We start from the raw sequence: 20,643 nt of genomic DNA, 5'->3' as shown, positions 1-20,643 counted from the left end.
CTAAGCCAGATACCGGTGGACGAGCATGACCGCCATCGCGCCCTCGCCGACGGCGGAGGCGACCCGCTTGGCGGATTCGGCGTGCACGTCACCGGCGACGAACACGCCGGGAACGCTGGTCTCGAGGTGGTGTGGCGGGCGTGGCAGTTCCCAGCCGGCCGGGCGGGCGCCTTCGACCGTGAGATCGGGTCCGGCCAGCACATAGCCCGCCGCGTCGCGGGTGACGACGCCGTCGAGCCAGTCGGTCTGCGGTGCCGCGCCGATGAACAGGAACAGCCGCTGCGCCTCGACCTTGTCCTCGGTGCCGGATCGGTTGTCGCGCAGGATGATCCGCTCGAGGTGGTCGTCGCCGTCGACCCCGGCCACCTCGGTCTCGGTGTGCACGACGATGTTCGGGATCTGCGCGATCTGCTGGATCAGGTAGTGCGACATGGATTTCTCCAGCGAGTCGGCGCGCACCACGATGTGCACGCGCCGGGCATTGCGGGACAGGAACACCGCGGCTTGACCCGCCGAGTTCGCGCCACCGACGATGTAGACGTCCTGCTCGGCGCAATCGGCGGCCTCGGTCATCGCCGACCCGTAATACACACCGCGCCCGGTGAATTCGTCGACGCCCGGCGCCGGATGCCGCCGATAGTCCACGCCGGTCGCGATCAGCACGGTGTGCGCGCACAGCCGCCCGCCGTCGGCGAAACGCACCGTCCGCGCCGAGCCGTTGATCTCCAGGCCGACCACATCGCGGGTGGTGATGATCTCGGCGCCGAACTTGTTGGCCTGGCGGCGGGCCCGGTCGGCCAGCTGCGCGCCGGACAGCCCGTCGGGGAAGCCGAGATAGTTCTCGATCCGGGAGCTCTGCCCGGCCTGACCGCCGGTCGCGGTGCGCTCCACCAGCACCGTGCGCAGGCCCTCGGACGCGCCGTAGACCGCCGCGCCGAGCCCGGCCGGGCCGCCACCGACGACGATCAGGTCGTAGAAGTCCCCGCTGGGTTCCACGGCCAGCCCGACGTTCTCGGCGAGCTCGCTGTCGGTCGGCTGGATCAGGGCCTGGCCCGCGGCGGTGATCACCACCGGACAGGCGTGCGGATCGGCGCCCGCGGCCTCGAGCAGTTTGCCGCCCTCGGGTTCGTCGGCGGGATACCAGCGATACGGCAACTGGTTGCGCGCCAGGAACTCCCGCACCTGCGAGGACCGCGGCGACCACCGATCACCGACCACCTTCGTCTCGTACACCGGCCGCTGCTCGGCGCTGCGCCAGGCGTCCAGCAGCCCGTCGAGCACCGGGTAGAGCTTCTCCTCCGGCGGATCCCACGGCTTGAGCAGGTAGTGGTCGAGGTCGACGACATTGATCGCGTTGATCGCGGCGTCGGTGTCGGCGTAGGCGGTCAGCAGGACCCGGCGCGCGTACGGGTGCAGGTCCATCGCCTGTTCGAGGAACTCGATGCCGTCCATGCCGGGCATCCGGTAGTCGGCGATCAGCACCGCGACCGGTTGCCCGCGCAACTTCATCTCGCGCAAGGCCTCGAGTGCCTGCGGTCCCGATTCGGCCCGCAGGATCCGGTAGTCGGCCCCGTAGCGGCGGCGCAGGTCGCGCACCACCGCCCGGGAGACTCCGGGATCGTCGTCAACGCTCAGGATGGCCGGTTTGGTTACCGCGGGAGTGCTCACCCTACGAGTATCCCCTTCAGCGCCGCGGAGTCAGAGCTGGTTGTGCCGCACCAGGTCGAGCTCGGTGGGGGTGAGCAGGCGTTCGAGGCGTTCCTCGCGTTTGCGGCGGGTGCCACGGGAGACCAGCGCGCTCGGTAGCGAGAAGCTGTCCTCGGGGGCGATGGTGGGCAGCAGGGGGAGGTCGTTGATGTGCCTGCGGGGCAGGAGTGAGCGCAGTTTCACGGCCGATCACCTCGGGTTGACGACGGGAACGCGGGCTGAGCGGCATCGGTCAGCGACGTCGGTAGCGAAAAGTTTGCCAGTATGTCCGAGTTGGTGCAAGCGGGACAAGATGGACACGCCGCGACACCGGTCGGCGACCTGCTTCGGCGCAGGTCACCCCCGGTGTTCGGCGGGTTCGCCCGAGCGGCTAGCGCCAGGCGGGCAGGGTGACAACCTGTGCGGCGTAGGACAGTCCGGCGCCGAAGGCGATCAGCAGGGCGGTGTCGCCCGGCTTCGACTCGCCCTTGCGCAGCAGCGCCTCCATGGCCAGCGGGATCGATGCTGCCGAGGTGTTGCCGGACTCCTCGATGTCATTGGCCAGCGCGCAGTGTTCGGGCAGCTTCAGCACCCGGGCCATGATCTCGATGATCCGGCCGTTGGCCTGGTGCGGAATCATCGCGTCCAGGTTCTCGGTGGTCAGCCCGGCCCGGTCGATGGCGTCGCGGCAGACCTTCTCCAGCGAGTGCGCGGCCCAGCGGAACACCGCGGTGCCCTCCATCGCCAGATAGGGGCGCACCGCGTCGGTGCCCAGCTCGTCGATCTCGGTGAAGAACTCCATCCAGTCCTTGGTCTGGCGGATGGCGTGGTGCTGGGTGCCGTCCGAACCCCACACCGTCGGGCCGATGCCCTGTTCGGCGGCCGGGCCGACGAGGACCGCGCCCGCGCCGTCGGCGAACAGGAACGCCGTGGAGCGGTCGGTGAAATCGACCGCGTCGGTGAGCCGTTCGACCCCGATCACCAGCACGTGCTGTGAGGTGCCCGCGCGCACCAGGTCCGAGGCCATGCCGAGGGCATGACAGAACCCGGCGCAGCCCGCCGAGATGTCGAACGCGGCCGCGCCGGTCATCCCCAGCTCGGTCGCGATGCGCGGCCCGATGGCCGGGGTGAGCAGCAGGTGCGTCGAGGTCGCGACGATGACGCAGTCGACCTGATCGGCGGCCACGCCTGCCGCGGCGATCGCGTCGCGCGCCGCGGCGACACTCATGCTCTGAATGGTTTCCTCCGCCGAGGCGAAGCGGCGGGTCTTGATCCCCGATCTGGTGCGGATCCACTCGTCGCTCGAGTCGATCGGCCCTGCGACCTCGTCGTTCGTGACCACCCGGGCCGGGCGGTAGACGCCCAATCCGAGAATCGCGGTGTGCTCCGCCCCCGTCGTCTGGGCGATTCGAGCAGCCATGGTGCGTCTCCTATGTACCTGTCAACCTGCGGTTGCACCGCCGGGTGTACCCGAAGCATCGAAATCGGTCCCTCATCGCCCGTGGCCCGCGTATGGACAGCATGTGAACGCGAAGACATGAGGCGCCCTCATATTAGCGCGCTGTTGTTGGAAAGTCGTGTCTTCTGTCACAACTGCTCGCGGGTTACCTTGGAGATAAGGCGATTGCTCGCCGGCCCATCGAGGGATCGAGGACAACATGCTCGGACTCGGCATCATCAGCTGGATCATCATCGGCGGTCTCGCCGGATGGATTGCGAGCAAGTTCATGAAGACCGACGCGCAGCAGGGCATCCTGCTCAATATCGTCGTCGGTGTCGTCGGCGGTCTGCTCGGCGGCTTCATCCTGAGCCTCTTCGGCGTCGATGTCGAAGGCGCGGGCTGGATATTCAGTTTCTTCACCTGTCTGGCGGGCGCCTGCGTCCTGCTGTACCTGGTGAAGCTGTTCACCGGACGTCGAGCGGCGCACTGACCACGGGGTGGAAGCGGCACCGTTCCCGTAAGGTGTGAGCGCTGTTGTCGTCACACGAAAGAGGGAGCACGTGGCACGCCGCCCCACCCCGCCCGGCACGCCCGAAACCACCGGTCTCGCCCATGTCGTCGACCTGGTGCGGGCCGCTGTACCCCCGCTACATCCCGCAGGTCTGCCGTTCGTCGCGGCCCCGCTGGCGGTGGCGGTCGTCGGCGGACGGAACAAATGGGTGCGCCGGGCCGGTCTGACCGCCGCCGCCGCCTGCGCCGCGTTCTTCCGGCATCCGCACCGGGTGCCGCCGAACCGGGCCGGCGTCGTGGTCGCCCCCGCCGACGGTGAGGTCGCGCTCGTCGACACCGCGGTGCCGCCCGCCGAGCTCGGCCTGGGTGACCAGCCGCTGCCCCGGGTGAGCATCTTCCTGTCCGTGCTCGATGTGCACGTGCAGCGCGTGCCCGTGTCCGGGACCGTGCGCGAGGTGCTGCACCAGCCGGGGCAGTTCCTCTCGGCCGATCTGCCCGAGGCCTCCGACGCCAACGAGCGCAACAGCATGGTGATCGACACCGCCGCCGGTCAGCAGGTCGTCGTCGTGCAGATCGCCGGACTGCTGGCCCGGCGCATCGTCTGCGACGCGCGCGCGGGCGATGTGCTCACCATCGGTGACACCTACGGCCTGATCCGCTTCGGCTCCCGCGTCGACACCTATTTCCCGGTCGGCACCGAACTGCTGGTCGCCCCCGGCCAGCGCACGATCGGGGCCGAAACCGCGCTGGCTGTGCTGGGATGATCGAACAGGCCGCCCGCCGTAAGCGCCCGCGCTCGGTGCGGTTGCTGCCGAGCGTCGTCACCATCCTGGCGCTGTGCGCCGGCCTGTCGGCGGTGAAGTTCGGGCTCGACGGCGAGCTGGACGTGGCGCTGGCCATGGTCGGTGCCGCTGCCGTGCTCGACACCCTCGACGGCAGGCTGGCCAGAATGCTGGACGCGACCAGCAAGATGGGCGCCGAACTGGACTCGCTCTCGGACGCGATCTCCTTCGGCGTCGCGCCCGCGCTGGTCCTCTACGTCACCCTGCTCGACGGGTACAGCGCGGGCTGGATCGTCGCGCTGCTGTTCGCGGTGAGCCTGGTGCTGCGGCTGGCCCGGTTCAACACCCTGCTCGACGACGACTCCCGCCCGAACTGGGCGCGCGAGTACTTCGTCGGGGTGCCCGCGCCCGCGGGCGCGCTGATCGCGCTGGTCCCGATCGCGCTCAAGGTGCAGTTCGGCGACGGCTGGTGGGACGGCTTCGCCTTCGTCGCCGCCTGGACGATCTTCGCCGCGCTGCTGTGCGTGAGCACCATCCCGACACTGGCGATGAAATCGGTGTCGGTGGCCCCGCAGGCCGCCGCGGGACTGCTGGTGCTGACGGCACTGGCCGCCGCCCTGCTGGTGACCTACCCGATCGTGCTGCTGCTGATCCTGGTCGCGCTGTACCTGGCGCACATCCCGTTCGCCTGGCGCTCGGCGCGCTGGGTCGCGGCCCGGCCGGAGACCTGGCAGCACAAACCGTCCGAGCGCCGCGCGCAGCGGCGGGCCCAGCGACGCATGCCGCAGATCCGCCGCCCGGCGATCCGCGGATCCGCCCGCCTGCGGCTGCGTCGTCCGCGCGAGGACGACTAGGGTCTGGGGCACAGGTGGAATCCGACGGCGTCGACGAGTTTCTCGCGCATCGGCCGCGGCTGTTCTCGCTCGCGTACCGCATGTTCGGTGCCGCGACCGAGGCCGAGGACGCGGTGCAGGAGGCCTACCTGCGATGGGCGCTCGCCGACCGCGCGGACATCGTCAACCCCGAAGCGTGGTTGACCACCGTCACCGTGAATCTGTGCCGCACCCAGCTGGTCTCGGCGCGGGCCCGGCGCGAAACCTATGTCGGGCAGTGGCTGCCCGAGCCGCTGCCGACCGGCGATGGCGCGCTCGGTCCGCTGGCGACCGTCGAGGAACGCGAGTCGCTCTCGCTGGCCGTGCTCACCGCGATGGAACGGCTGAGCCCGGTCGAGCGCGCCGTGTTCGTGCTGCGCGAGGCCTTCGGCTACTCGCATGCCGAGATCGCGGACATGCTCGAGCTCACCGTCGCCAACTCCCAGCAGATCTTCCATCGGGCCGGGCAGCGGGTGCGCACCGGTAAGCAGCGTTTCGTGGTCTCGGCCGAGCACGCGCGCACGATGATCGAGAAGTTCCTGCACGCGGCCACGACCGGGGACGTGGCCGGTCTGCGCACCTTGCTCGCCGACGATGTGGTGTCGATCGCCGATGGTGGTGGCCGGGTCGTGGCGGCCAAGCGTCCGGTGGTCGGCGGCGATGTGGTCGCGCGCTACCTGTCCAACCTGCGGCGCTTCCTGAACGCCACGTCGCGGTTCGAATTCGCCGAGATCAACGGCGAGACGGCCCTGATCCTGATCCAGGACGACGTCCCGGCCGGCGTGCTCGTCTTCGACTTCGACGAAGCGGGCACGATCGCGGCGGTGCGCACGGTGGTGAACCCGGTCAAGCTGGCCGCCGTCACGGTGTGAGCCAGATCACTGTGGAGACCTGTCAGGAACTCGGCGGCTGATCGGTCTGGTGGGTGTCGGCATTTCGGGAGAAGGAGCCACACCATGACCGGACAGCATCGGATCGTCGTCCTCGGCGCCGGGTACGCGGGACTCACCGCGGCCCGCACCCTCGCGAAGAAGGCTCGCGACACGCAGATCACCGTCGTGGACGGTCGCGCGGAATTCGTGCAGCGGGTGCGTCTGCACCAGGCCGCCGCCGGGCAGCCGGTCAAGCGGCTCGACCTGCGGAAGTCGCTGGCAGGCAAGGGCATCGAATTCATTCAGGCGCAGGTCACCGACCTGGACCCGGAGCGCAAGCTCGTCGCTGTCGACGGAGAGTGGACGCTGCACTACGACACCCTCGTCTACGCGCTGGGCAGTCACGCCGACCGCGATGCCGTGCCCGGTGCGGCCGAGCACGCGAAGTTCGTCGCCACCGCCGAGGACGTGACGGAGCTGTCGGGTCAGATCGTTGTCGTCGGATCGGGTCCGACCGGCATCGAACTGGCTACCGAACTCGCTGAGTCGCACCCGGATTCGCGGATCAGCCTGCTCGGCACCGAAGACCCCGGCGCCTGGCTCTCGCGCCGCGCGCACCAGGCGATCGGTGCCGCGCTCACCCGGCTGGGCGTCGAAATCCGTTCCGGCGTCAAAGTGGTCGAGGTGCTGGCCGATGCGGTCCGGCTCGCGGACGGCACCCTGGTGCCTGCCGCGACCACCGTCTGGACCACCGGCTTCACCGTCCCCGACCTGGCGCGGCGCGCGGGTCTGGCGGTCGCCGCCGACGGCCGGATCCGCACCGACGAGACACTGCGCTCGGTATCGCACCCCGACATCTACGCCGTCGGCGACGCCGCGCTGATGGCCGGGGTCGACGGGCGCCCGCTGCGGATGGCCTGCGCGACCGCGATTCCCGCCGGTCAGTACGCGGCGGGGGCGATCACCGCACGGGCGCGTGGCCGCGAACCGGAGCCGATGAACGGCCGCTACCTCGCCCAGTGCATCAGCCTCGGCCGCCGCGACGCGGTGCTACAGGTCGTCAAGGCCGACGACACCCCGACGAATACGGTGTTCACCGGCCGGATCGGCGTGGCGCTGAAGGAGCTGATCGTGCGCGGGACTGCGTTCACGGTGGGTCTGCGATAAGGGATGGACTGGCGTAATCGTGCAATTCGTCATCGCTCAGTCGGAATACTGACTGCGGAGGGACGGATTGCACGATTACGCCGGCGGGTACGGACCAGGCGGCTCGAGGGCAGCGCCCAGGGCGCGATCGCGATCAAAGCCAGGATGCTCAGCCACGGCAGCCGCCACCACCAGCGGATTCCGGCGTCGACGGTGGTCGGCTCGCCGGTCAGCAGCCGGGCGGTCGCCGACCACACCACGAAGGCGTCACCGATCGGTACCAGGCCGAAGGCGTAGCGCTTGGTGCTGGGCAGGCTGATCGGCAGGCCCAGTAGTTCGCCCTCGGACCCGATCGCCGCGGCGAGTTCGGCGTCGCCGTTGACCCGGGCCGCGCCGAGTCCGACCACGGTGGCGGACAAGCTGATTCCCGCCACCAACGGGCCGGAATCGATATCGCCCCTCCCGTCGACGCCGTGCGGGAACTCCGCAGCGCGGGCCCGAAACCGCCGGGGTAGGCGAGGAACTGGTCGCGGTAGGTCGCGTACTGCTGCCGGGCGAACGCCGGATCGATCTCGGGCAGGAAGCGCAGGATCACCGTCTGCGAGGTGGCCCGGGCCCCGGTGCGCGGCGAGCCGTCGGCGGCGGAAACCTGGTGCGGCAGTAGTCCGGTGGCCGGGTCGAGGTGTGCGCGTGCCGCACCGACCCACTGCTCGACCACCGTCGCGAACCGCGCGTCGAAGAGGGTGTCGTGCAGTCGCAGCGAGGCGATGGCCACCGTGGAATCGACCGGCCATGCCTGCCCCGGATAGGCCTGGAGAAACGGGGTCGGCGATGCCGTGAAGGCTTGCGCGAGCTCGGCGCTGCGGTCCGAAAAGGCCCGCACCTCAGCGGGATCGCTCCGGTCGAGGGTCAGGATCGCCCCGCGTAGCCAGTTGCTCCACCCGGCCCAGAACACCCCGTACGCGGGTGCCAGCCGTGGGCTGAACACCGCCCGTCCCTCGTCGGACTCCACCCGTGCCAGTGCCCATCGGGATTCGCGCAGTGCCGGTTCACGCAGGTCGGGATCGGTGTGCGCGGCCTGTACCCAGGCCAGCCCGTAGAGCGCATTCAGGAAGACGTAGCCCTCCGGGAACATCCCCTGCGCGGCGGTGTCGGCGCCGTCGTCGAGCGCGTCGCGGACGAAGGCCAGCTGGCGTTGCGTCGATCCCGGCTGGTCCGCGATCCCCGGTTGCGGCAGCAGGAACCGGCCCGCCGCCACGACGCAGACCAGCGTGATGCCGACCCCCACGATGCGCAGCGCCCATCGGATTCTCCCCATACGCACACTCTGCCAGACCAATCGTCAACCAATGGTTGACGTAGAACGCATCGTCAACCTACAGTTGACGCATGAGTGCACCGAACTTCCGCCTCGACGATCTGATCGACGGCATCAAGAAGGCCCGTCCCGACAACGTCCTCGACCAGCTCAACGACGCCGTGGTCGTCGCGGGCAACCTCGGCGAGACCGCCGATCACCTGATCGGCCACTTCGTCGACCAGGCCCGCCGCTCCGGCGCCTCCTGGACCGAGATCGGCGCCAGCATGGGCGTCAGCAAGCAGGCCGCGCAGAAGCGGTTCGTCCCCAAGCAGCCCGGTGACGCGGCCGCCATGGACCCGCAGGCCGGGTTCGCGAAGTTCACCGACCGGGCGCGACAGGTGGTGGTCGGCTCCCAAGAGGCGGCCAGGTCGGCGAGCAACAGCCAGATCACCCTCGGTCACCTCATCCTCGGCCTGATCGGTCAGCCCGAGGGGCTGGCCGCCCGGGAGATCATCGCCAAGGGCATCACCTTGGAGTCGGTCGCGCAGGCCGCCAATACCGCGCTGCCGCCGGCGGCCGCCGAGGTCCCCGCGCTCATCCCGTTCGATGCCGAGACCAAGAAAGTCCTCGAACTGACCTTTCGCGAGGCGCTGCGCCTCGGCCACGACTACATCGGCACCGAGCACATCCTGCTCGCGCTGCTCGAGCAGGAGAACGGCGCCGGCGTGCTCAGCGACCTCGGTCTGGACAAGGCTGTGGTAGAGGCCGACCTCGTCGCCGTGCTGAATCAGATCCTGGCAGCGTCGCAGGACGAGGCCTGACCCACGGGGCGCGCCCGGTGTGCTCCTCCGCGCCGGGTGCGACCTTGCACTCTCGTCACCCGAGTGCTAAAAATGCTTTGGCACTCTCGTCTGTTGAGTGCCAGGTCGGGACGGTGAGGCCGGGATCCATCGACACCCTCGGTCGTCCGTCGCGGGCACCGCACCTGGCCAGCGTACTTTGGGGCGATCCAACCTGTGGTCGTCTCGTGTGTCAGCCATAGACATGTGGAGGATCTCAACGCAATGGCCAAGACAATTGCGTACGACGAAGAGGCCCGTCGCGGTCTCGAGCGGGGTCTGAACGCCCTCGCCGACGCTGTCAAGGTGACGCTGGGCCCGAAGGGTCGCAACGTCGTGCTCGAGAAGAAGTGGGGCGCCCCCACGATCACCAACGATGGTGTGTCCATCGCCAAGGAGATCGACCTCGAGGACCCGTACGAGAAGATCGGCGCCGAGCTGGTCAAGGAAGTCGCCAAGAAGACTGACGACGTCGCGGGCGACGGCACCACCACCGCTACCGTGCTCGCCCAGGCGCTGGTGCGCGAAGGTCTGCGCAACGTCGCGGCCGGCGCCAACCCGCTGGGTCTCAAGCGCGGCATCGAGAAGGCCGTCGAGGCCGTCACCGCCAAGCTGCTCGACACCGCCAAGGAGATCGACACCAAGGAGCAGATCGCTGCTACCGCTGGTATCTCCGCCGGTGACTCGGCCATCGGCCAGCTCATCGCCGAGGCGATGGACAAGGTCGGCAAGGAAGGTGTCATCACCGTCGAGGAGAGCAACACCTTCGGGCTCCAGCTGGAGCTGACCGAGGGTATGCGCTTCGACAAGGGCTACATCTCCGGTTACTTCGTGACCGACCCCGAGCGTCAGGAAGCGGTCCTCGAGGATCCGTACATCCTGCTGGTGTCGTCGAAGATCTCGACCGTCAAGGACCTGCTGCCGCTGCTGGAGAAGGTCATCCAGGCCGGCAAGCCGCTGCTGATCATCGCCGAGGACGTCGAGGGCGAGGCCCTGTCGACCCTGGTCGTGAACAAGATCCGTGGCACCTTCAAGTCCGTCGCCGTCAAGGCGCCCGGCTTCGGTGACCGTCGCAAGGCCCAGCTGGCCGACATCGCCATCCTCACCGGTGGCGAGGTCATCAGCGAAGAGGTCGGGCTGTCGCTGGAGACCGCCGGTATCGAGCTGCTCGGCACCGCGCGCAAGGTCGTCATCACCAAGGACGAGACCACCATCGTCGAGGGCGCGGGCGACGCGGAGGCCATCAAGGGCCGCGTGGCGCAGATCCGCACCGAGATCGAGAACTCGGACTCGGACTACGACCGGGAGAAGCTGCAGGAGCGCCTGGCCAAGCTGGCCGGCGGTGTCGCGGTGATCAAGGCCGGTGCCGCCACCGAGGTCGAGCTCAAGGAGCGCAAGCACCGCATCGAAGATGCCGTGCGCAACGCCAAGGCCGCCGTCGAAGAGGGCATCGTCGCCGGTGGTGGCGTGGCTCTGCTGCAAGCCGCGCCTGCGCTGGAGGGCTTCGATGGCCTGACCGCCGACGAGGCGACCGGTGTCAACATCGTGCGCGTCGCGCTGTCGGCCCCGCTGAAGCAGATCGCCTTCAACGCGGGTCTGGAGCCCGGCGTCGTCGCCGAGCGCGTGTCCAACCTGCCCGAGGGTGAGGGCCTCAACGCCGATTCCGGCGTGTACGAGAACCTGCTGGCCGCCGGCGTCGCCGACCCGGTCAAGGTCACCCGTTCGGCCCTGCAGAACGCGGCCTCCATCGCGGCCCTGTTCCTGACCACCGAGGCTGTCGTCGCCGACAAGCCGGAGAAGGCGGCCCCCGCGGCCGACCCGACCGGTGGCATGGGCGGCATGGACTTCTGATCCGCCGGATCGGTTAGTCACCGCAAGTCACGAAGGCCGGTCCACCCTCCAAGGGTGGGCCGGCCTTTGCGTTTGACTGCGAAGGGACACCGGGCCACACTGGGTGTATGACATCTGTAAGACAGGATGCCGGCAAGCGGGCGGCCAGGAAGAAGAACGCGGCGAGCCGAACTGCGGCGACCTCGCTGGGCCCCAGCCGTCTGGCACAGGTCAGGCTTCGTGGCGACGAGGTGCTGGCCCTGCAGGAGGTCATGCGGACACTGCGGCTCGATTCGACCTCGGATGCGTTGCGAGAAGGTTTGCGGCTGCTGGCGCGGGAGGCGGCGGAGGTGGGCGCGGCCGAAGAGATTCGCGCGTTCTACGCGGACCGGCAGGCCCCGCTGCCCGAAGGCGTCGTCGAACCGAGTGATTCCGAGCTCGCCGCGGTGGACGAGATGCAGTGGTAAGCCCCGGAACGGCGCTTCGGGGCGAAGTCTGGACTTGCGCGCTGCCGCAGCCGGTGGGTCCACACCCGGTGGTCGTCCTGACTGTCAATCGCATCGCCGAGCCGTTGGCCGCCGTCACGGTGGTCCTGATCACCGGCACCGCTGGTCCCGAGGTGACTCATGTGCCGGTCGGACCGGATTCCGGACTGACGAAATACAAAGAGTCATACGTGAATTGCGCAGATCTGCACACCGTGGCGAAGCCGCGGCTACGGCGCAAGCTCGGGGTGCTGGCGCCGGTCGAGCTCCGCCGGGTGGAAAGTTCGGTGCGGCTGATCCTCGGCCTGCAGCCCTGAATTCACGCCCGAACGTCAGCCGACCGGGGTGAGGCGGAGGCGTTCGGCGAGTTCGTTGAAGATGTAGAAGTTGGGGATGGTGCTGACGGGGGCCAGGGCGCGCCAGGTGCCGGTGTGTTTGATCCGGAGGTGGCCGCTGTGGGCGTCGATGAGCTGGATCTGCTCCCAGGGGAAGGTGTCGCCGCGGTGGGTGAGGGCGTCCAGGGAGAGGCCGAGTTCGCCGAAGGCGACGGTGTCGCCGTTGTCGATGGCGGTGACGGCGGTGGGGAGCTGGGTCGCGGTGATCGCGGATTGGATGGCGCGCGCCCAGTCGCGGGCACGGGCGAAATCCTGTTCGTCGACGGTGGCTTCGGCGCCGGGGCCGGACAGGGTCAGCCGGTAGGTGACCGCGGCCGTGTCGTGGAAAGGAATCGTCTGCTGCCGGACTTCGGTGCTGTCCCAACGGAACCCGGCGACCCGCTGGCCGGACCGGTAGACGGTGACGCCGTGGTCGAACAGGTCGATGCGGGCCGCGCGGTCGCGCCGGTTGATCAGCCCGCGGCGCATCGCGAGCAGCACCGGCAGCGCGGCCATCACCAGCAGCGCGATGCCGCCCTGCCAGGCGCCGACGCCGAGACAGATGACGCCGATGGTGGCGATGGTGCCCGCGACGATGCCGCAGCCGCGCACGAAGGTGTCGTCGGCCGGGGCGGCGCGGAAGGTGTCGCGGTGCGCGCCCAGCTGCTGATACTCCGCCATCAGGTGTATCAATTGGGTCAGCGGCACGGTGTGCCGGACTTCGGCTACGTCCTCCGGCCTGTTCGGAGTGATCACTTGTCCCTCCAAGAGGCGTTTCATCCGCGGCGAAGCGTATTCGACGCGACCGATTACCGCCACCGTTGCACGTCCGGGCCCCGGCCCCGGCCCGGAATACGCTGCTACGCGGGGCGAACGCGGCCGTAGAGGGGGTCTGACAAAGGCTGCTCAGATTCCGTCGACCGCGGTCACCACGAAGGTCCCCGGCGTCCCCTCGTCACCCATCGGCCCGCCTTTGTCGAATTGCGAGGACACGATCAGCGCGCGATCGCCGACGTGCACCATCGTGGTGGGGATGTTCAGTGCGGGATCGTGGAATTCGCGCTCCCGCGTCGCCGTGGCGCCCTGGTCGGTGAGGGTCCAGCGGCTGATCGTGTTCGCGGCGTTGTGTACCACCCAGAGCGTGTCGCCGCGCAGTTCCATGCCGTCGCCGTGGCGCATGTCGCCGCCGGTCAGCGTCACCGCGCGGATCGGGTCGGGGCCACCGGCCAGGTCGATGCGGTACAGCTCGCCCGCCGACATCGCCACCACGAGCAGATAGCCTGCGGCCCGATCGGCGACGATCCCGTTGAGCGCGAGCGCGTCCGCCGCGCGCCCGCCGAGTACCGGGCTCAGATCGAAGGCGACCGCGAGTTCCCCACTGCCGGACCGCCGCTGCTCGGGCGATACCCGGTAGACCACATTGCGCACACTGTCGGTGAGATAGGCCGATCCGTCGGCGCCGAAGTCGAGGTCGTTGACGAAGCGTGGTCCGTCGCCGGGGACCGCGAACCGGCCGAGCAGTGCCCGCGAGCCGGTGTCGTAGACCGCGACGCCCACCCCCGAGTCGATCACCCACAGCCGCCCGTCCGCGTCGACCTTCACGCCGTTGGCGGTTTTGCGCCCGTTCGCCCCGGCGGGCAGGAACACCTCGGCGCGGGTTGCCCCGGCGCTTGCCCGGTAGACGGCCCCGTCGCGGAACGAGCCGACGTAGGTGTCACCGGTGCGGGCGTCGAGCCCGATGCCCTCGGGATATACCGCGCTGCCGGGCAATTCGTAGGCCGTGCGCAGCGTGGCGGCGGTCGGTTCGTCGGTGCCACAGGCCGTCGCGGTGAGGCAGACGGCGGCCAGGGCGAACACGGCACTGGTCCTGATCATGATAAAGCCTCTCAATGAAGTAATGTCAGACATCAAGTGATGTGCAGAAACATAGATTAGAACCTTTATGATCGTCAAGGGCATTACTAGATGACGAGGGGATACCATGCAGTCATGACGTCCTTGCCTGCCGCCGACCGGCTCGGTTCGTACATCAAGCGCGCCGAACAGGCCCTGATGGCGACGAAGACCGCCGCGCTCAAACCGGCAGGCCTGACCGTCCCTCAGTACAGCGCGCTGCTGCACCTCGCCGAGCACCCCGGCATCTCGGCAGCCGCGCTGGCCCGCCTGGTCGGGGTGACGCCGCCGACCATGAACACCGTCCTGACCAACCTGCAGGACCGCGGCCTGGTCGAGCGCACGCCGCACGAATGGCACAAGAACATCCTGGAGACCCGGCTCACCGAGGCGGGCCGGGAACTCACCGACGCGGCCGACCTGCGCGCCGTCGCGGTCGAACGCGCGCTGGCCGAGCGCTTCACCGCGGCGGAATTCGCCTCGCTCACAGCCCTTCTCACCCGCACGGCCGAGGCGCTCGACGAGATCCGCGCCGATCTGGCCTGAGAAACGCCGAGAGCCCGCCGGAATATCCGGCGGGCTCTCGAGAAAAGCGGTGGGTCAGCGCTCGGCGGCGGTCTTCACCCGGGCGAGCGTCTCCTGCATGCCCGAGACCAGCGCGGCCTCGAACTGCTCCTCGGTGCCCAAGGCCGCGCTGACTACGGCGCGCACCGGCGCGGGGATGCCCTTGGGGTCGACGGTGCGGGTCTCGACCAGGTGGGTGCCGTTCGCGGTCGCGGTCAGTTCATAGCGCCAGACGGTGCGGTTCTCGTTCATCCGGAAGGCGACGGTCTTGTTCGGCTCGAAGGCGACGATGCGCGAGGAGGTCGGCCAGACCCGCCAGCCGTCCTTGTTGACATTGATGGTGAACGTGCCGACGCGGACGCCGCCGAGCGCGATCACCTTCCAGGTGGTCGGGCTGAACTCGGGCATCCGCCGCAGGTCGGCGAGCACCGACCACACCTTCTCCGGCGATGCGGCGATATCGATGCTGGCTTCGAGATTGTTCGGCAACACTGCCTCCGGGATCATGTGACGTTCGGTAACGCTCAGCATAGGCACCGATATCGGGCCGTTCCTCCGCCCCCGGGTGGATTTTCGCGCACCGTGCGCGCGCGTACTGGGTACACTCACGTTTCACATTGCGGCGCCGTGCTGCGGAGCCGGCGCGCCACCCTGATATCGGGGGCTTGTGAACGCCGACAAAAAATTCTAGAAAATTCCTCTAAAACACCCCCGCTTCAGATTTGACTCGGTATCGTCCGAGGTGGCAAATGGCCAGTGACGAAGAAGTCACAAAGCATCAACTTGGAGTGGCACATGCTTTACAACATCACCGACAACAGCAGCGGCAGCAGTGGCGACGGCAGCATCCTGAGCCTGCTGCTCGGCCTCCTCAGCAGCTCGATGAGCACCGGCTCGGCCCAGGCCTCCGGCAACTGAACAGACTGCAGCCAACTTCCGGCTAACGCGCGGTAAGCCGGGAGGGCAGCCGAAGGGCCCGATCCATGACGAGGGGATCGGGCCCTTCGGTATTGTCAGCGACAATGTCACAGGATGCGAATACGGGACGAATGTATGCCGGGCAGCCCGTAGAGGACCGGCAACGCCAGCGGCGTGCGCGTTTTCTGGAGTCAGGCCTGACGGTCTTCGCGCGCGACGGGTACGCCAACAGCTCGGTCGGGGCCATCTGCAAGGACGCGGGACTGTCGTCCCGGCAGTTCTACGAGGAGTTCACCGGCCGCGAATCGCTGTTGCTGGAGCTGTACGAGCAGATCGACAGGCAATCGCGGGAAGCGGTGGCCGCCGCTCTCGAAGCCAGCACCGAGGCCACCGTGCTCGAGCAGATCGACGTCGCGGTGCGCGCCTATGTCGAGGCCATCGGCACCGATCCGCGCAAGGCGCGGGTCGCGCTGGTCGAGGTGGTCGGCGCCGGACCGAAGGTCGAGAAGTTCCGGCTCGAGCTGCGCCGGGTGTGGGGATCGCTGCTGGCCAGCGCCGCCGAGGACGCGGCCATGCACGGCGAGATCCCCGCCGGTGACTACGAATTGCGCGTGCTGGCCATCATCGGCGCGGTGAACTACGTCGTCGACGGGTGGAGTGGCGCGGAGCCGCGACCACCGCTCGACGAGGTGATCAAGGTGCTGAGCCGGGTGATTCTGGGTGCGGTAGGAGCCTGATGGCCCGGGTCGAGATCGTCCCGATCCAGGTACCCGACGGCAGCACCCTGCCCGTGCGGCTGCTGCCTGCGCGCGGTCCGCACCGGCACCCGATCACGCCCGACGCGCCACGGCCGGTGGTCGTCATCGTTCCCGGCCTGGCCGTGCCCGGCGAGTTCTACGAATACTTCGGCGGGCAGCTGGCCGCCCGCGGATTCGACGTCGCCATCGGCGAATTGCGCGGCAACGGCGACTCGCGCAGGCCCGACACCGAGAGTGCCTACGGCTACCACGAACTGGCCTCGGTGGACTTCCCGGCGATGCTGCAGGTCGTACGCGACCGTTTCCCCGGCAGCACCCCGTATCTGCTCGGCCACAGCATGGGCGGCCAGCTCGCCGCCATGTATGCCGCCCGCGTGCGCGGCAGGCTCGGCGGGCTGATCCTGATCGCCTCCGGCACACCGTATTTCCGCGGCTATCGCGGCGTGCTCAGCCCAGGCATGCTGGTCGGCACCGCCGCGGTGGCCGTCGCCTCCAACCTGGCCGGATTCTGGCCCGGCGACCTACTCGGCAAGCGGGCTTACGGCAGGCAGTCGAAGGTGCTCATGTCGGACTGGGCGCGGCTGGCGCGCACCGGCCGCTTCGTCCCGGTCGGCGCCGATATCGACTACGAACAACGGTTGACCCGGCTGAAGTTCCCGGTCCTGTCGATCACCATGGCCGGTGACGAACTGGCCCCCCAGAGCTCCGCCGACCACCTGCTGAGCAAACTGCCCGCCGCCCAGATCACCCGGTGGTTCCAGCCGGAGGCCCTGGGGCACAACGGCTGGATCACCGACCCGGACTCCACCGTCGCCGAGGTGGAGAAATGGCTGCGCGACCGCTGATCAGGCCGAGCGCCTGCCCTCCATCAGCATCTGTGTGAAGAACTCGTAGACCAGCGCCGACAGGTATGCCTGCTGCTTGTTGTCGGCCGCGCCGCCGTGTCCACCCTCGATGTTCTCGTAGTACCAGACCGTGCGGTCCTGGGATTCCAGCAGCGCCGCCATCTTTCGCGCGTGCCCGGGGTGCACCCGGTCGTCGCGGGTGGAGGTGGCCAGCAGGATCGGCGGGTACTGCTTGTCGGTATCGGTGTTCTGATACGGCGAATACTCGCTGATGTAGGCCCATTCCTCCGGCTTGTCCGGGTCACCGTATTCGGCCACCCAGGACGCGCCGGCCAGCAGCAGGTGATAACGCCGCATATCCAGCAGCGGCACCTGGCAGACGATGGCGCCGAACAACTCCGGGTAGCGGGTGAGCATCACACCCATCAGCAGCCCGCCGTTGCTGCCGCCGCTCGCGCCGAGCCGATCCGGCGTGGTGATGCCGCGCGCGACCAGGTCGCGGGCGATCGCGGCGAAATCCTCGAAGGCGCGGTGCCGGTGCTCTTTCAACGCGGCCGTGTGCCATTCGGGCCCGTATTCGCCACCGCCACGAATATTCGCCAGCACATAGGTGCCGCCGTGTTCGAGCCACGCCATGCCTGCCGCGCCCAGATACACCGGGGTGCGCGACACTTCGAACCCGCCGTAGCCGTTCATGATGGTCGGCCCAGGCGTGCCCCTTCGGTCACGGTGACGAATCACGAAGTAGGGCACGGCTGTTCCGTCGTCGGAGGTCGCGAAGAACTGCTCGGTCTCGATTCCGGTGGCGTCGAAGTAGCCGGGCGCCTGTTTGAGGACGGTGGTCGACTCGCCCACCGCGCCGCTGAGCAAGGTCGTCGGAGTGGTGAAACCCGTGGTGGTGAGCATGAATTCGTCACCACCCTCGAGCGGGTCGAGGTTGTTCACCGACGAGCTCGACATGGTGGGCGAGTCCGCCAGCTCGGAACCGGCCCAGCCGTCCGGGCCGGGAGTGAGCACCCGGAAGCCGGTCTGCACATCGCGCAGAGTGGTGAGGATCAGGTGGTTCTCGGTCCAGCCCCACGTTTCCAGCGCGGTGTGTGCGTCGGGGGTGAACAGCACCTCGAATTCCCGGCCACCGTCGAGGAATTCGTTGATATCGGTGACCAGCAGGCTGCCCGGAGCGAAGGTGGTCGAACCCGGCGTCCACTCGGTCTTCAGCCGGACCAGCAGCCAGTCGCGGTACCAGTCGACATCGGCGTCGGTCGGGGTTTCGATCAGCCGCCACTCGCCGTCGTCGAGCAGCGACACCTCGCTGTTGAAGAAGTCGGTCGACCGGTGCAGGTAATGCCGTTCGAAGCCGGGATGCCGGTCGTAGCCGACGCTGATCGACACATCGCTCGGCTTGCCCTCGAACATCATTTCGGCGGTGGACAATTCCGTACCGCGATGCCAGCGCTTGGCCACGCGCGGGTACCCGGAATCGGTGAGCGAGCCCGGCCCGAAATCCGTACCGACATAGACGGTGTCGGCGTCGATCCAGCCGATGCGCGACTTGGCCTCCGGCAGGAAGAAGCCGCCGTCCTCGGGCGCGATGAATTGCCGTGTGCGCAGGTCGAATTCGCGTTCGACGGTGGCGTCGGCGCCGCCCCGGGACAGGTGGATGATGGCGCGTTCCTGCGACGGCCGCAGCACCGCGGCGCCGCCCCACACCCAGTTCTCCCCATCGGCCTCCGCCAGCGCGTCGACGTCGATGAGCACATCCCAGTCCGGCTCATCGGTGGCGTAGGACTCGTGCGTGGTACGCCGCCACAGCCCGCGCGGATGCTGCGCATCGCGCCAGAAGTTGTAGAGCCACGGCCCGCGCCGCCCGGGATGGGCGATCTTGGTGTCGTCGTCGAGCATCGCCAGGATGCGCGCTTCCAGCGCGGTGAAACGGTCGGTCGCGGCGAAGCGCTGCCCGACCACCTCGTTACGAGCGCGCGCCCAGTCCAGCGCGGCCTCGTCGGTCACTTCTTCGAGCCAGAGATAGGGATCGGTCACGTTCTGCTCAACGCCGCTCATGCTCTGATTATTGCGGCTGGTGCCGCGGGTTCTCGGCCTGTTCCCTTGATCTTCCCTCCCTCCGGGTACTCCTTCGTCGCACCCTCCAGTCAGTCCAGATCAAGGCGGCCGAGAACCGGAGCAGATGCCGTACCGGGATTTGCCGGGTCGTCGGCACTGGAGAAGTTCCGGGGGAAAGTGGAGTTCACAAGGTTTTACCGGTAGTTGCCGCATCGTTGCGTGTTCACCGGCCCCGGCGGTGTCCGGTGTGGTCTCCTGGTCGGGTGACCTCGCTACAGACAGCGGTACGCGTCGGGTCTCCGACCCTCAACCTTGCCCTGGCCACGTGGGTGTCGGCCATCAACTTCTGGGCGTGGAATCTCATCGGCCCGCTCTCGCCGAACTACGCCGACAAGATGGCACTGAGCAGCATGGCGGCCTCGATCATGGTCGCCATGCCGATTCTGGTCGGCTCGCTGGGCCGGATCGTCTCCGGCGCGCTCACCGACCGTTTCGGCGGCCGGACGATGTTCATCGGGGTGTCGCTGGCCGCGATCGTGCCGGTGATCGCGGTCGGCATCGCAGGCCAGATCGAGTCCTATCCGCTGATGCTGGTGTTCGCGTTCCTGCTCGGCATTCCCGGCACGATCTTCGCCGTCGGCATTCCGTTCGCGAACTCCTGGTACGTGCCTGCCCGGCGCGGGTTCGCGACCGGTGTGTTCGGTGCGGGCATGGTCGGCACGGCGGTGTCGGCGTTCTTCACTCCGCGTTTCGTCGACTGGTTCGGGCTGCTGCCCACCCACCTGATCGTGGCTGCGGCGCTGGCGGTGACCGCGGTGCTGTGCATCCTGTTCATGCGCGACTCCCCGGAGTTCACGCCGAACACCGACCCTGTGCTGCCGAAGCTGCGCGCGGCGATGAAACTCGGTGTCACCTGGGAGATGTCGTTCCTGTACGCGGTGGTGTTCGGCGGGTTCGTCGCCTTCAGCTCGTACCTGCCGACCTACATCAAGAACGTCTACTACTTCTCCGCCGTCGACGCGGGCACCCGCACCGCCGCCTTCGCGCTCGCCGCGGTGATCGCGCGGCCGATCGGTGGGGCCCTCTCGGACCGGATCGCACCCAAGTACGTCGTGGTCACCTCGCTGGCCGGTACCACGGTGATGGCGGTGGTCGCGGCGTTCAAACCACCGGCGGACATCGCCTCGGCGTGCACGTTCATCACGCTGGCGCTGTTCCTGGGGATCGGCACCGGCGGTGTGTTCGCGTGGGTGGCGCGCCGGGCGCCGGGTTCGAAGGTCGGCAGTGTCACCGGCATCGTCTCGGCGGCGGGCGGTCTGGGCGGCTACTTCCCGCCGCTGATCATGGGCGTCACCTACAACGAGACCGCCCACACCTACACGATCGGGCTGGTGTTGCTCGCGGCCACCGCGCTTGCCGCACTGGTCTACACCGTCCTGAAACTGCACGCCGTCGAATAGAAGGAGA

22 protein-coding genes are annotated in these 20,643 nt (G+C 68.5%); 14 read left to right on the top strand and 8 right to left on the bottom strand.

All coding sequences use genetic code 11. The features are described from left to right. The 3 genes from ACFXK0_RS14650 to ACFXK0_RS14640 form a co-directional block, all read right to left on the bottom strand. A complete protein-coding gene (locus tag ACFXK0_RS14650; RefSeq protein WP_379410655.1) occupies positions 1 to 1,668 on the bottom strand; it encodes an FAD-dependent oxidoreductase in 1,668 nt (555 codons plus the stop codon). A gap of 30 nt (positions 1,669 to 1,698) precedes the next feature. Next, entirely contained in the window at positions 1,699 to 1,890 is a 192-nt protein-coding gene (locus tag ACFXK0_RS14645) for a hypothetical protein (protein ID WP_379410653.1), read from the bottom strand. A gap of 187 nt (positions 1,891 to 2,077) precedes the next feature. Beyond that, the gene (locus ACFXK0_RS14640) at positions 2,078 to 3,106 is read right to left on the bottom strand and encodes a beta-ketoacyl-ACP synthase III (RefSeq protein ID WP_379410652.1); all 1,029 of its coding nucleotides are present in this window, start codon (positions 3,104 to 3,106) and stop codon (positions 2,078 to 2,080) included. Between the two features lie 238 nt (positions 3,107 to 3,344). Here ACFXK0_RS14640 and ACFXK0_RS14635 point away from each other — a divergent pair, with 238 nt between their 5' ends. The 5 genes from ACFXK0_RS14635 (at position 3,345) to ACFXK0_RS14615 (ending at position 7,330) form a co-directional block, all read left to right on the top strand. Further along, positions 3,345 to 3,617 carry a GlsB/YeaQ/YmgE family stress response membrane protein gene (locus ACFXK0_RS14635; protein ID WP_379410650.1) on the top strand — a complete coding sequence of 91 codons (273 nt, stop codon included), beginning with the start codon at positions 3,345 to 3,347 and terminating at the stop codon, positions 3,615 to 3,617. Between the two features lie 70 nt (positions 3,618 to 3,687). Then, positions 3,688 to 4,401, top strand: coding sequence for a phosphatidylserine decarboxylase (locus ACFXK0_RS14630; protein WP_379410649.1), 714 nt, complete (start codon positions 3,688 to 3,690; stop codon positions 4,399 to 4,401). Beyond that, entirely contained in the window at positions 4,398 to 5,273 is an 876-nt protein-coding gene (locus tag ACFXK0_RS14625) for a CDP-alcohol phosphatidyltransferase family protein (protein WP_379410648.1), read from the top strand. Before ACFXK0_RS14630 ends, ACFXK0_RS14625 begins: the two co-directional genes overlap by 4 nt. Positions 5,274 to 5,287: 14 nt before the next feature. Then, a complete protein-coding gene (locus ACFXK0_RS14620) occupies positions 5,288 to 6,163 on the top strand; it encodes an RNA polymerase sigma-70 factor (protein WP_379410646.1) in 876 nt (291 codons plus the stop codon). An 84-nt stretch (positions 6,164 to 6,247) separates the two neighbouring features. Then, positions 6,248 to 7,330: an NAD(P)/FAD-dependent oxidoreductase gene (locus ACFXK0_RS14615; protein WP_379410645.1), complete on the top strand. Its 1,083-nt coding sequence runs from the start codon at positions 6,248 to 6,250 to the stop codon at positions 7,328 to 7,330. Positions 7,331 to 7,538: 208 nt separating this feature from the next. On the opposite strand, the gene ACFXK0_RS14610 is transcribed toward ACFXK0_RS14615, so the two are convergent. Beyond that, complete coding sequence (locus ACFXK0_RS14610; RefSeq protein WP_379410643.1) at positions 7,539 to 8,627, bottom strand: hypothetical protein; 1,089 nt, start codon at positions 8,625 to 8,627, stop codon at positions 7,539 to 7,541. A gap of 71 nt (positions 8,628 to 8,698) precedes the next feature. Between ACFXK0_RS14610 and ACFXK0_RS14605 the strand changes: the two genes are divergently transcribed. The 4 genes from ACFXK0_RS14605 (at position 8,699) to ACFXK0_RS14590 (ending at position 12,080) form a co-directional block, all read left to right on the top strand. Then, on the top strand, positions 8,699 to 9,430 hold the full coding sequence (locus ACFXK0_RS14605; protein WP_379410642.1) for a Clp protease N-terminal domain-containing protein: 732 nt from the start codon (positions 8,699 to 8,701) through the stop codon (positions 9,428 to 9,430). A gap of 243 nt (positions 9,431 to 9,673) precedes the next feature. After that, on the top strand, positions 9,674 to 11,299 hold the full coding sequence (gene groL, locus ACFXK0_RS14600) for a chaperonin GroEL (RefSeq protein ID WP_379410640.1): 1,626 nt from the start codon (positions 9,674 to 9,676) through the stop codon (positions 11,297 to 11,299). Positions 11,300 to 11,406: 107 nt separating this feature from the next. Beyond that, on the top strand, positions 11,407 to 11,745 hold the full coding sequence (locus ACFXK0_RS14595) for a hypothetical protein (RefSeq protein WP_379410639.1): 339 nt from the start codon (positions 11,407 to 11,409) through the stop codon (positions 11,743 to 11,745). Then, positions 11,739 to 12,080, top strand: a complete 342-nt coding sequence (locus ACFXK0_RS14590) for a type II toxin-antitoxin system PemK/MazF family toxin (protein ID WP_379410637.1) — start codon at positions 11,739 to 11,741, stop codon at positions 12,078 to 12,080. The genes ACFXK0_RS14595 and ACFXK0_RS14590 overlap by 7 nt, the downstream gene beginning before the upstream one ends. A 15-nt stretch (positions 12,081 to 12,095) precedes the next feature. On the opposite strand, the gene ACFXK0_RS14585 is transcribed toward ACFXK0_RS14590, so the two are convergent. Both ACFXK0_RS14585 and ACFXK0_RS14580 read right to left on the bottom strand, forming a co-directional pair. Continuing rightward, complete coding sequence (locus ACFXK0_RS14585) at positions 12,096 to 12,893, bottom strand: DUF6585 family protein (protein ID WP_379410636.1); 798 nt, start codon at positions 12,891 to 12,893, stop codon at positions 12,096 to 12,098. A gap of 150 nt (positions 12,894 to 13,043) precedes the next feature. Then, entirely contained in the window at positions 13,044 to 14,012 is a 969-nt protein-coding gene (locus tag ACFXK0_RS14580; RefSeq protein ID WP_379410634.1) for an SMP-30/gluconolactonase/LRE family protein, read from the bottom strand. A 114-nt stretch (positions 14,013 to 14,126) separates the two neighbouring features. Here ACFXK0_RS14580 and ACFXK0_RS14575 point away from each other — a divergent pair, with 114 nt between their 5' ends. After that, on the top strand, positions 14,127 to 14,576 hold the full coding sequence (locus tag ACFXK0_RS14575) for a MarR family winged helix-turn-helix transcriptional regulator (protein ID WP_379410633.1): 450 nt from the start codon (positions 14,127 to 14,129) through the stop codon (positions 14,574 to 14,576). Positions 14,577 to 14,630: 54 nt separating this feature from the next. Here ACFXK0_RS14575 and ACFXK0_RS14570 read toward each other — a convergent pair whose 3' ends face one another. Continuing rightward, the gene (locus ACFXK0_RS14570) at positions 14,631 to 15,083 is read right to left on the bottom strand and encodes an SRPBCC family protein (RefSeq protein WP_379410709.1); all 453 of its coding nucleotides are present in this window, start codon (positions 15,081 to 15,083) and stop codon (positions 14,631 to 14,633) included. Between the two features lie 306 nt (positions 15,084 to 15,389). On the opposite strand from ACFXK0_RS14570, the gene ACFXK0_RS14565 reads away from it, so the two are divergent. From ACFXK0_RS14565 to ACFXK0_RS14555, 3 genes are all read left to right on the top strand, one after another. Beyond that, positions 15,390 to 15,512 (top strand): hypothetical protein, encoded by a 123-nt coding sequence (locus ACFXK0_RS14565; protein ID WP_379410632.1) that lies wholly within the window; start codon positions 15,390 to 15,392, stop codon positions 15,510 to 15,512. A 104-nt stretch (positions 15,513 to 15,616) separates the two neighbouring features. Beyond that, entirely contained in the window at positions 15,617 to 16,249 is a 633-nt protein-coding gene (locus tag ACFXK0_RS14560) for a TetR/AcrR family transcriptional regulator (RefSeq protein ID WP_379410630.1), read from the top strand. Continuing rightward, positions 16,249 to 17,115 (top strand): alpha/beta fold hydrolase, encoded by an 867-nt coding sequence (locus ACFXK0_RS14555; RefSeq protein WP_379410629.1) that lies wholly within the window; start codon positions 16,249 to 16,251, stop codon positions 17,113 to 17,115. The genes ACFXK0_RS14560 and ACFXK0_RS14555 overlap by 1 nt, the downstream gene beginning before the upstream one ends. Here ACFXK0_RS14555 and ACFXK0_RS14550 read toward each other — a convergent pair whose 3' ends face one another. Beyond that, positions 17,116 to 19,269, bottom strand: a complete 2,154-nt coding sequence (locus ACFXK0_RS14550) for a prolyl oligopeptidase family protein (RefSeq protein ID WP_379410708.1) — start codon at positions 19,267 to 19,269, stop codon at positions 17,116 to 17,118. A 170-nt stretch (positions 19,270 to 19,439) separates the two neighbouring features. Between ACFXK0_RS14550 and ACFXK0_RS14545 the strand changes: the two genes are divergently transcribed. Then, the gene (locus ACFXK0_RS14545) at positions 19,440 to 20,636 is read left to right on the top strand and encodes an MFS transporter (RefSeq protein ID WP_379410627.1); all 1,197 of its coding nucleotides are present in this window, start codon (positions 19,440 to 19,442) and stop codon (positions 20,634 to 20,636) included. Positions 20,637 to 20,643 lie beyond the last annotated feature (7 nt).

Origin of the sequence: Nocardia sp. NPDC059177 (assembly GCF_042755165.1) — a bacterium.
In the GTDB taxonomy this organism is placed as follows: Bacteria; Actinomycetota; Actinomycetes; order Mycobacteriales; family Mycobacteriaceae; genus Nocardia.
The sequence above is the reverse complement of the archived record's forward strand: the minus strand, read 5'-3'. Positions and strand labels throughout refer to the sequence as shown.

Bases quoted from the DNA above. Each gene is read 5' to 3' on its own strand.
- ACFXK0_RS14625 (WP_379410648.1), top strand. From the start codon at position 4,398: ATGATCGAACAGGCCGCCCGCCGTAAGCGCCCGCGCTCGGTGCGGTTG.
- ACFXK0_RS14565 (WP_379410632.1), top strand. From the start codon at position 15,390: ATGCTTTACAACATCACCGACAACAGCAGCGGCAGCAGTGGCGACGGC.
- ACFXK0_RS14575 (WP_379410633.1), top strand. From the start codon at position 14,127: ATGACGTCCTTGCCTGCCGCCGACCGGCTCGGTTCGTACATCAAGCGC.
- ACFXK0_RS14615 (WP_379410645.1), top strand. From the start codon at position 6,248: ATGACCGGACAGCATCGGATCGTCGTCCTCGGCGCCGGGTACGCGGGA.
- ACFXK0_RS14610 (WP_379410643.1), bottom strand. From the start codon at position 8,627: ATGGGGAGAATCCGATGGGCGCTGCGCATCGTGGGGGTCGGCATCACG.
- ACFXK0_RS14580 (WP_379410634.1), bottom strand. From the start codon at position 14,012: ATGATCAGGACCAGTGCCGTGTTCGCCCTGGCCGCCGTCTGCCTCACC.
- groL (WP_379410640.1), top strand. From the start codon at position 9,674: ATGGCCAAGACAATTGCGTACGACGAAGAGGCCCGTCGCGGTCTCGAG.
- ACFXK0_RS14640 (WP_379410652.1), bottom strand. From the start codon at position 3,106: ATGGCTGCTCGAATCGCCCAGACGACGGGGGCGGAGCACACCGCGATT.
- ACFXK0_RS14605 (WP_379410642.1), top strand. From the start codon at position 8,699: ATGAGTGCACCGAACTTCCGCCTCGACGATCTGATCGACGGCATCAAG.
- ACFXK0_RS14555 (WP_379410629.1), top strand. From the start codon at position 16,249: ATGGCCCGGGTCGAGATCGTCCCGATCCAGGTACCCGACGGCAGCACC.
- ACFXK0_RS14635 (WP_379410650.1), top strand. From the start codon at position 3,345: ATGCTCGGACTCGGCATCATCAGCTGGATCATCATCGGCGGTCTCGCC.
- ACFXK0_RS14595 (WP_379410639.1), top strand. From the start codon at position 11,407: ATGACATCTGTAAGACAGGATGCCGGCAAGCGGGCGGCCAGGAAGAAG.
- ACFXK0_RS14560 (WP_379410630.1), top strand. From the start codon at position 15,617: ATGTCACAGGATGCGAATACGGGACGAATGTATGCCGGGCAGCCCGTA.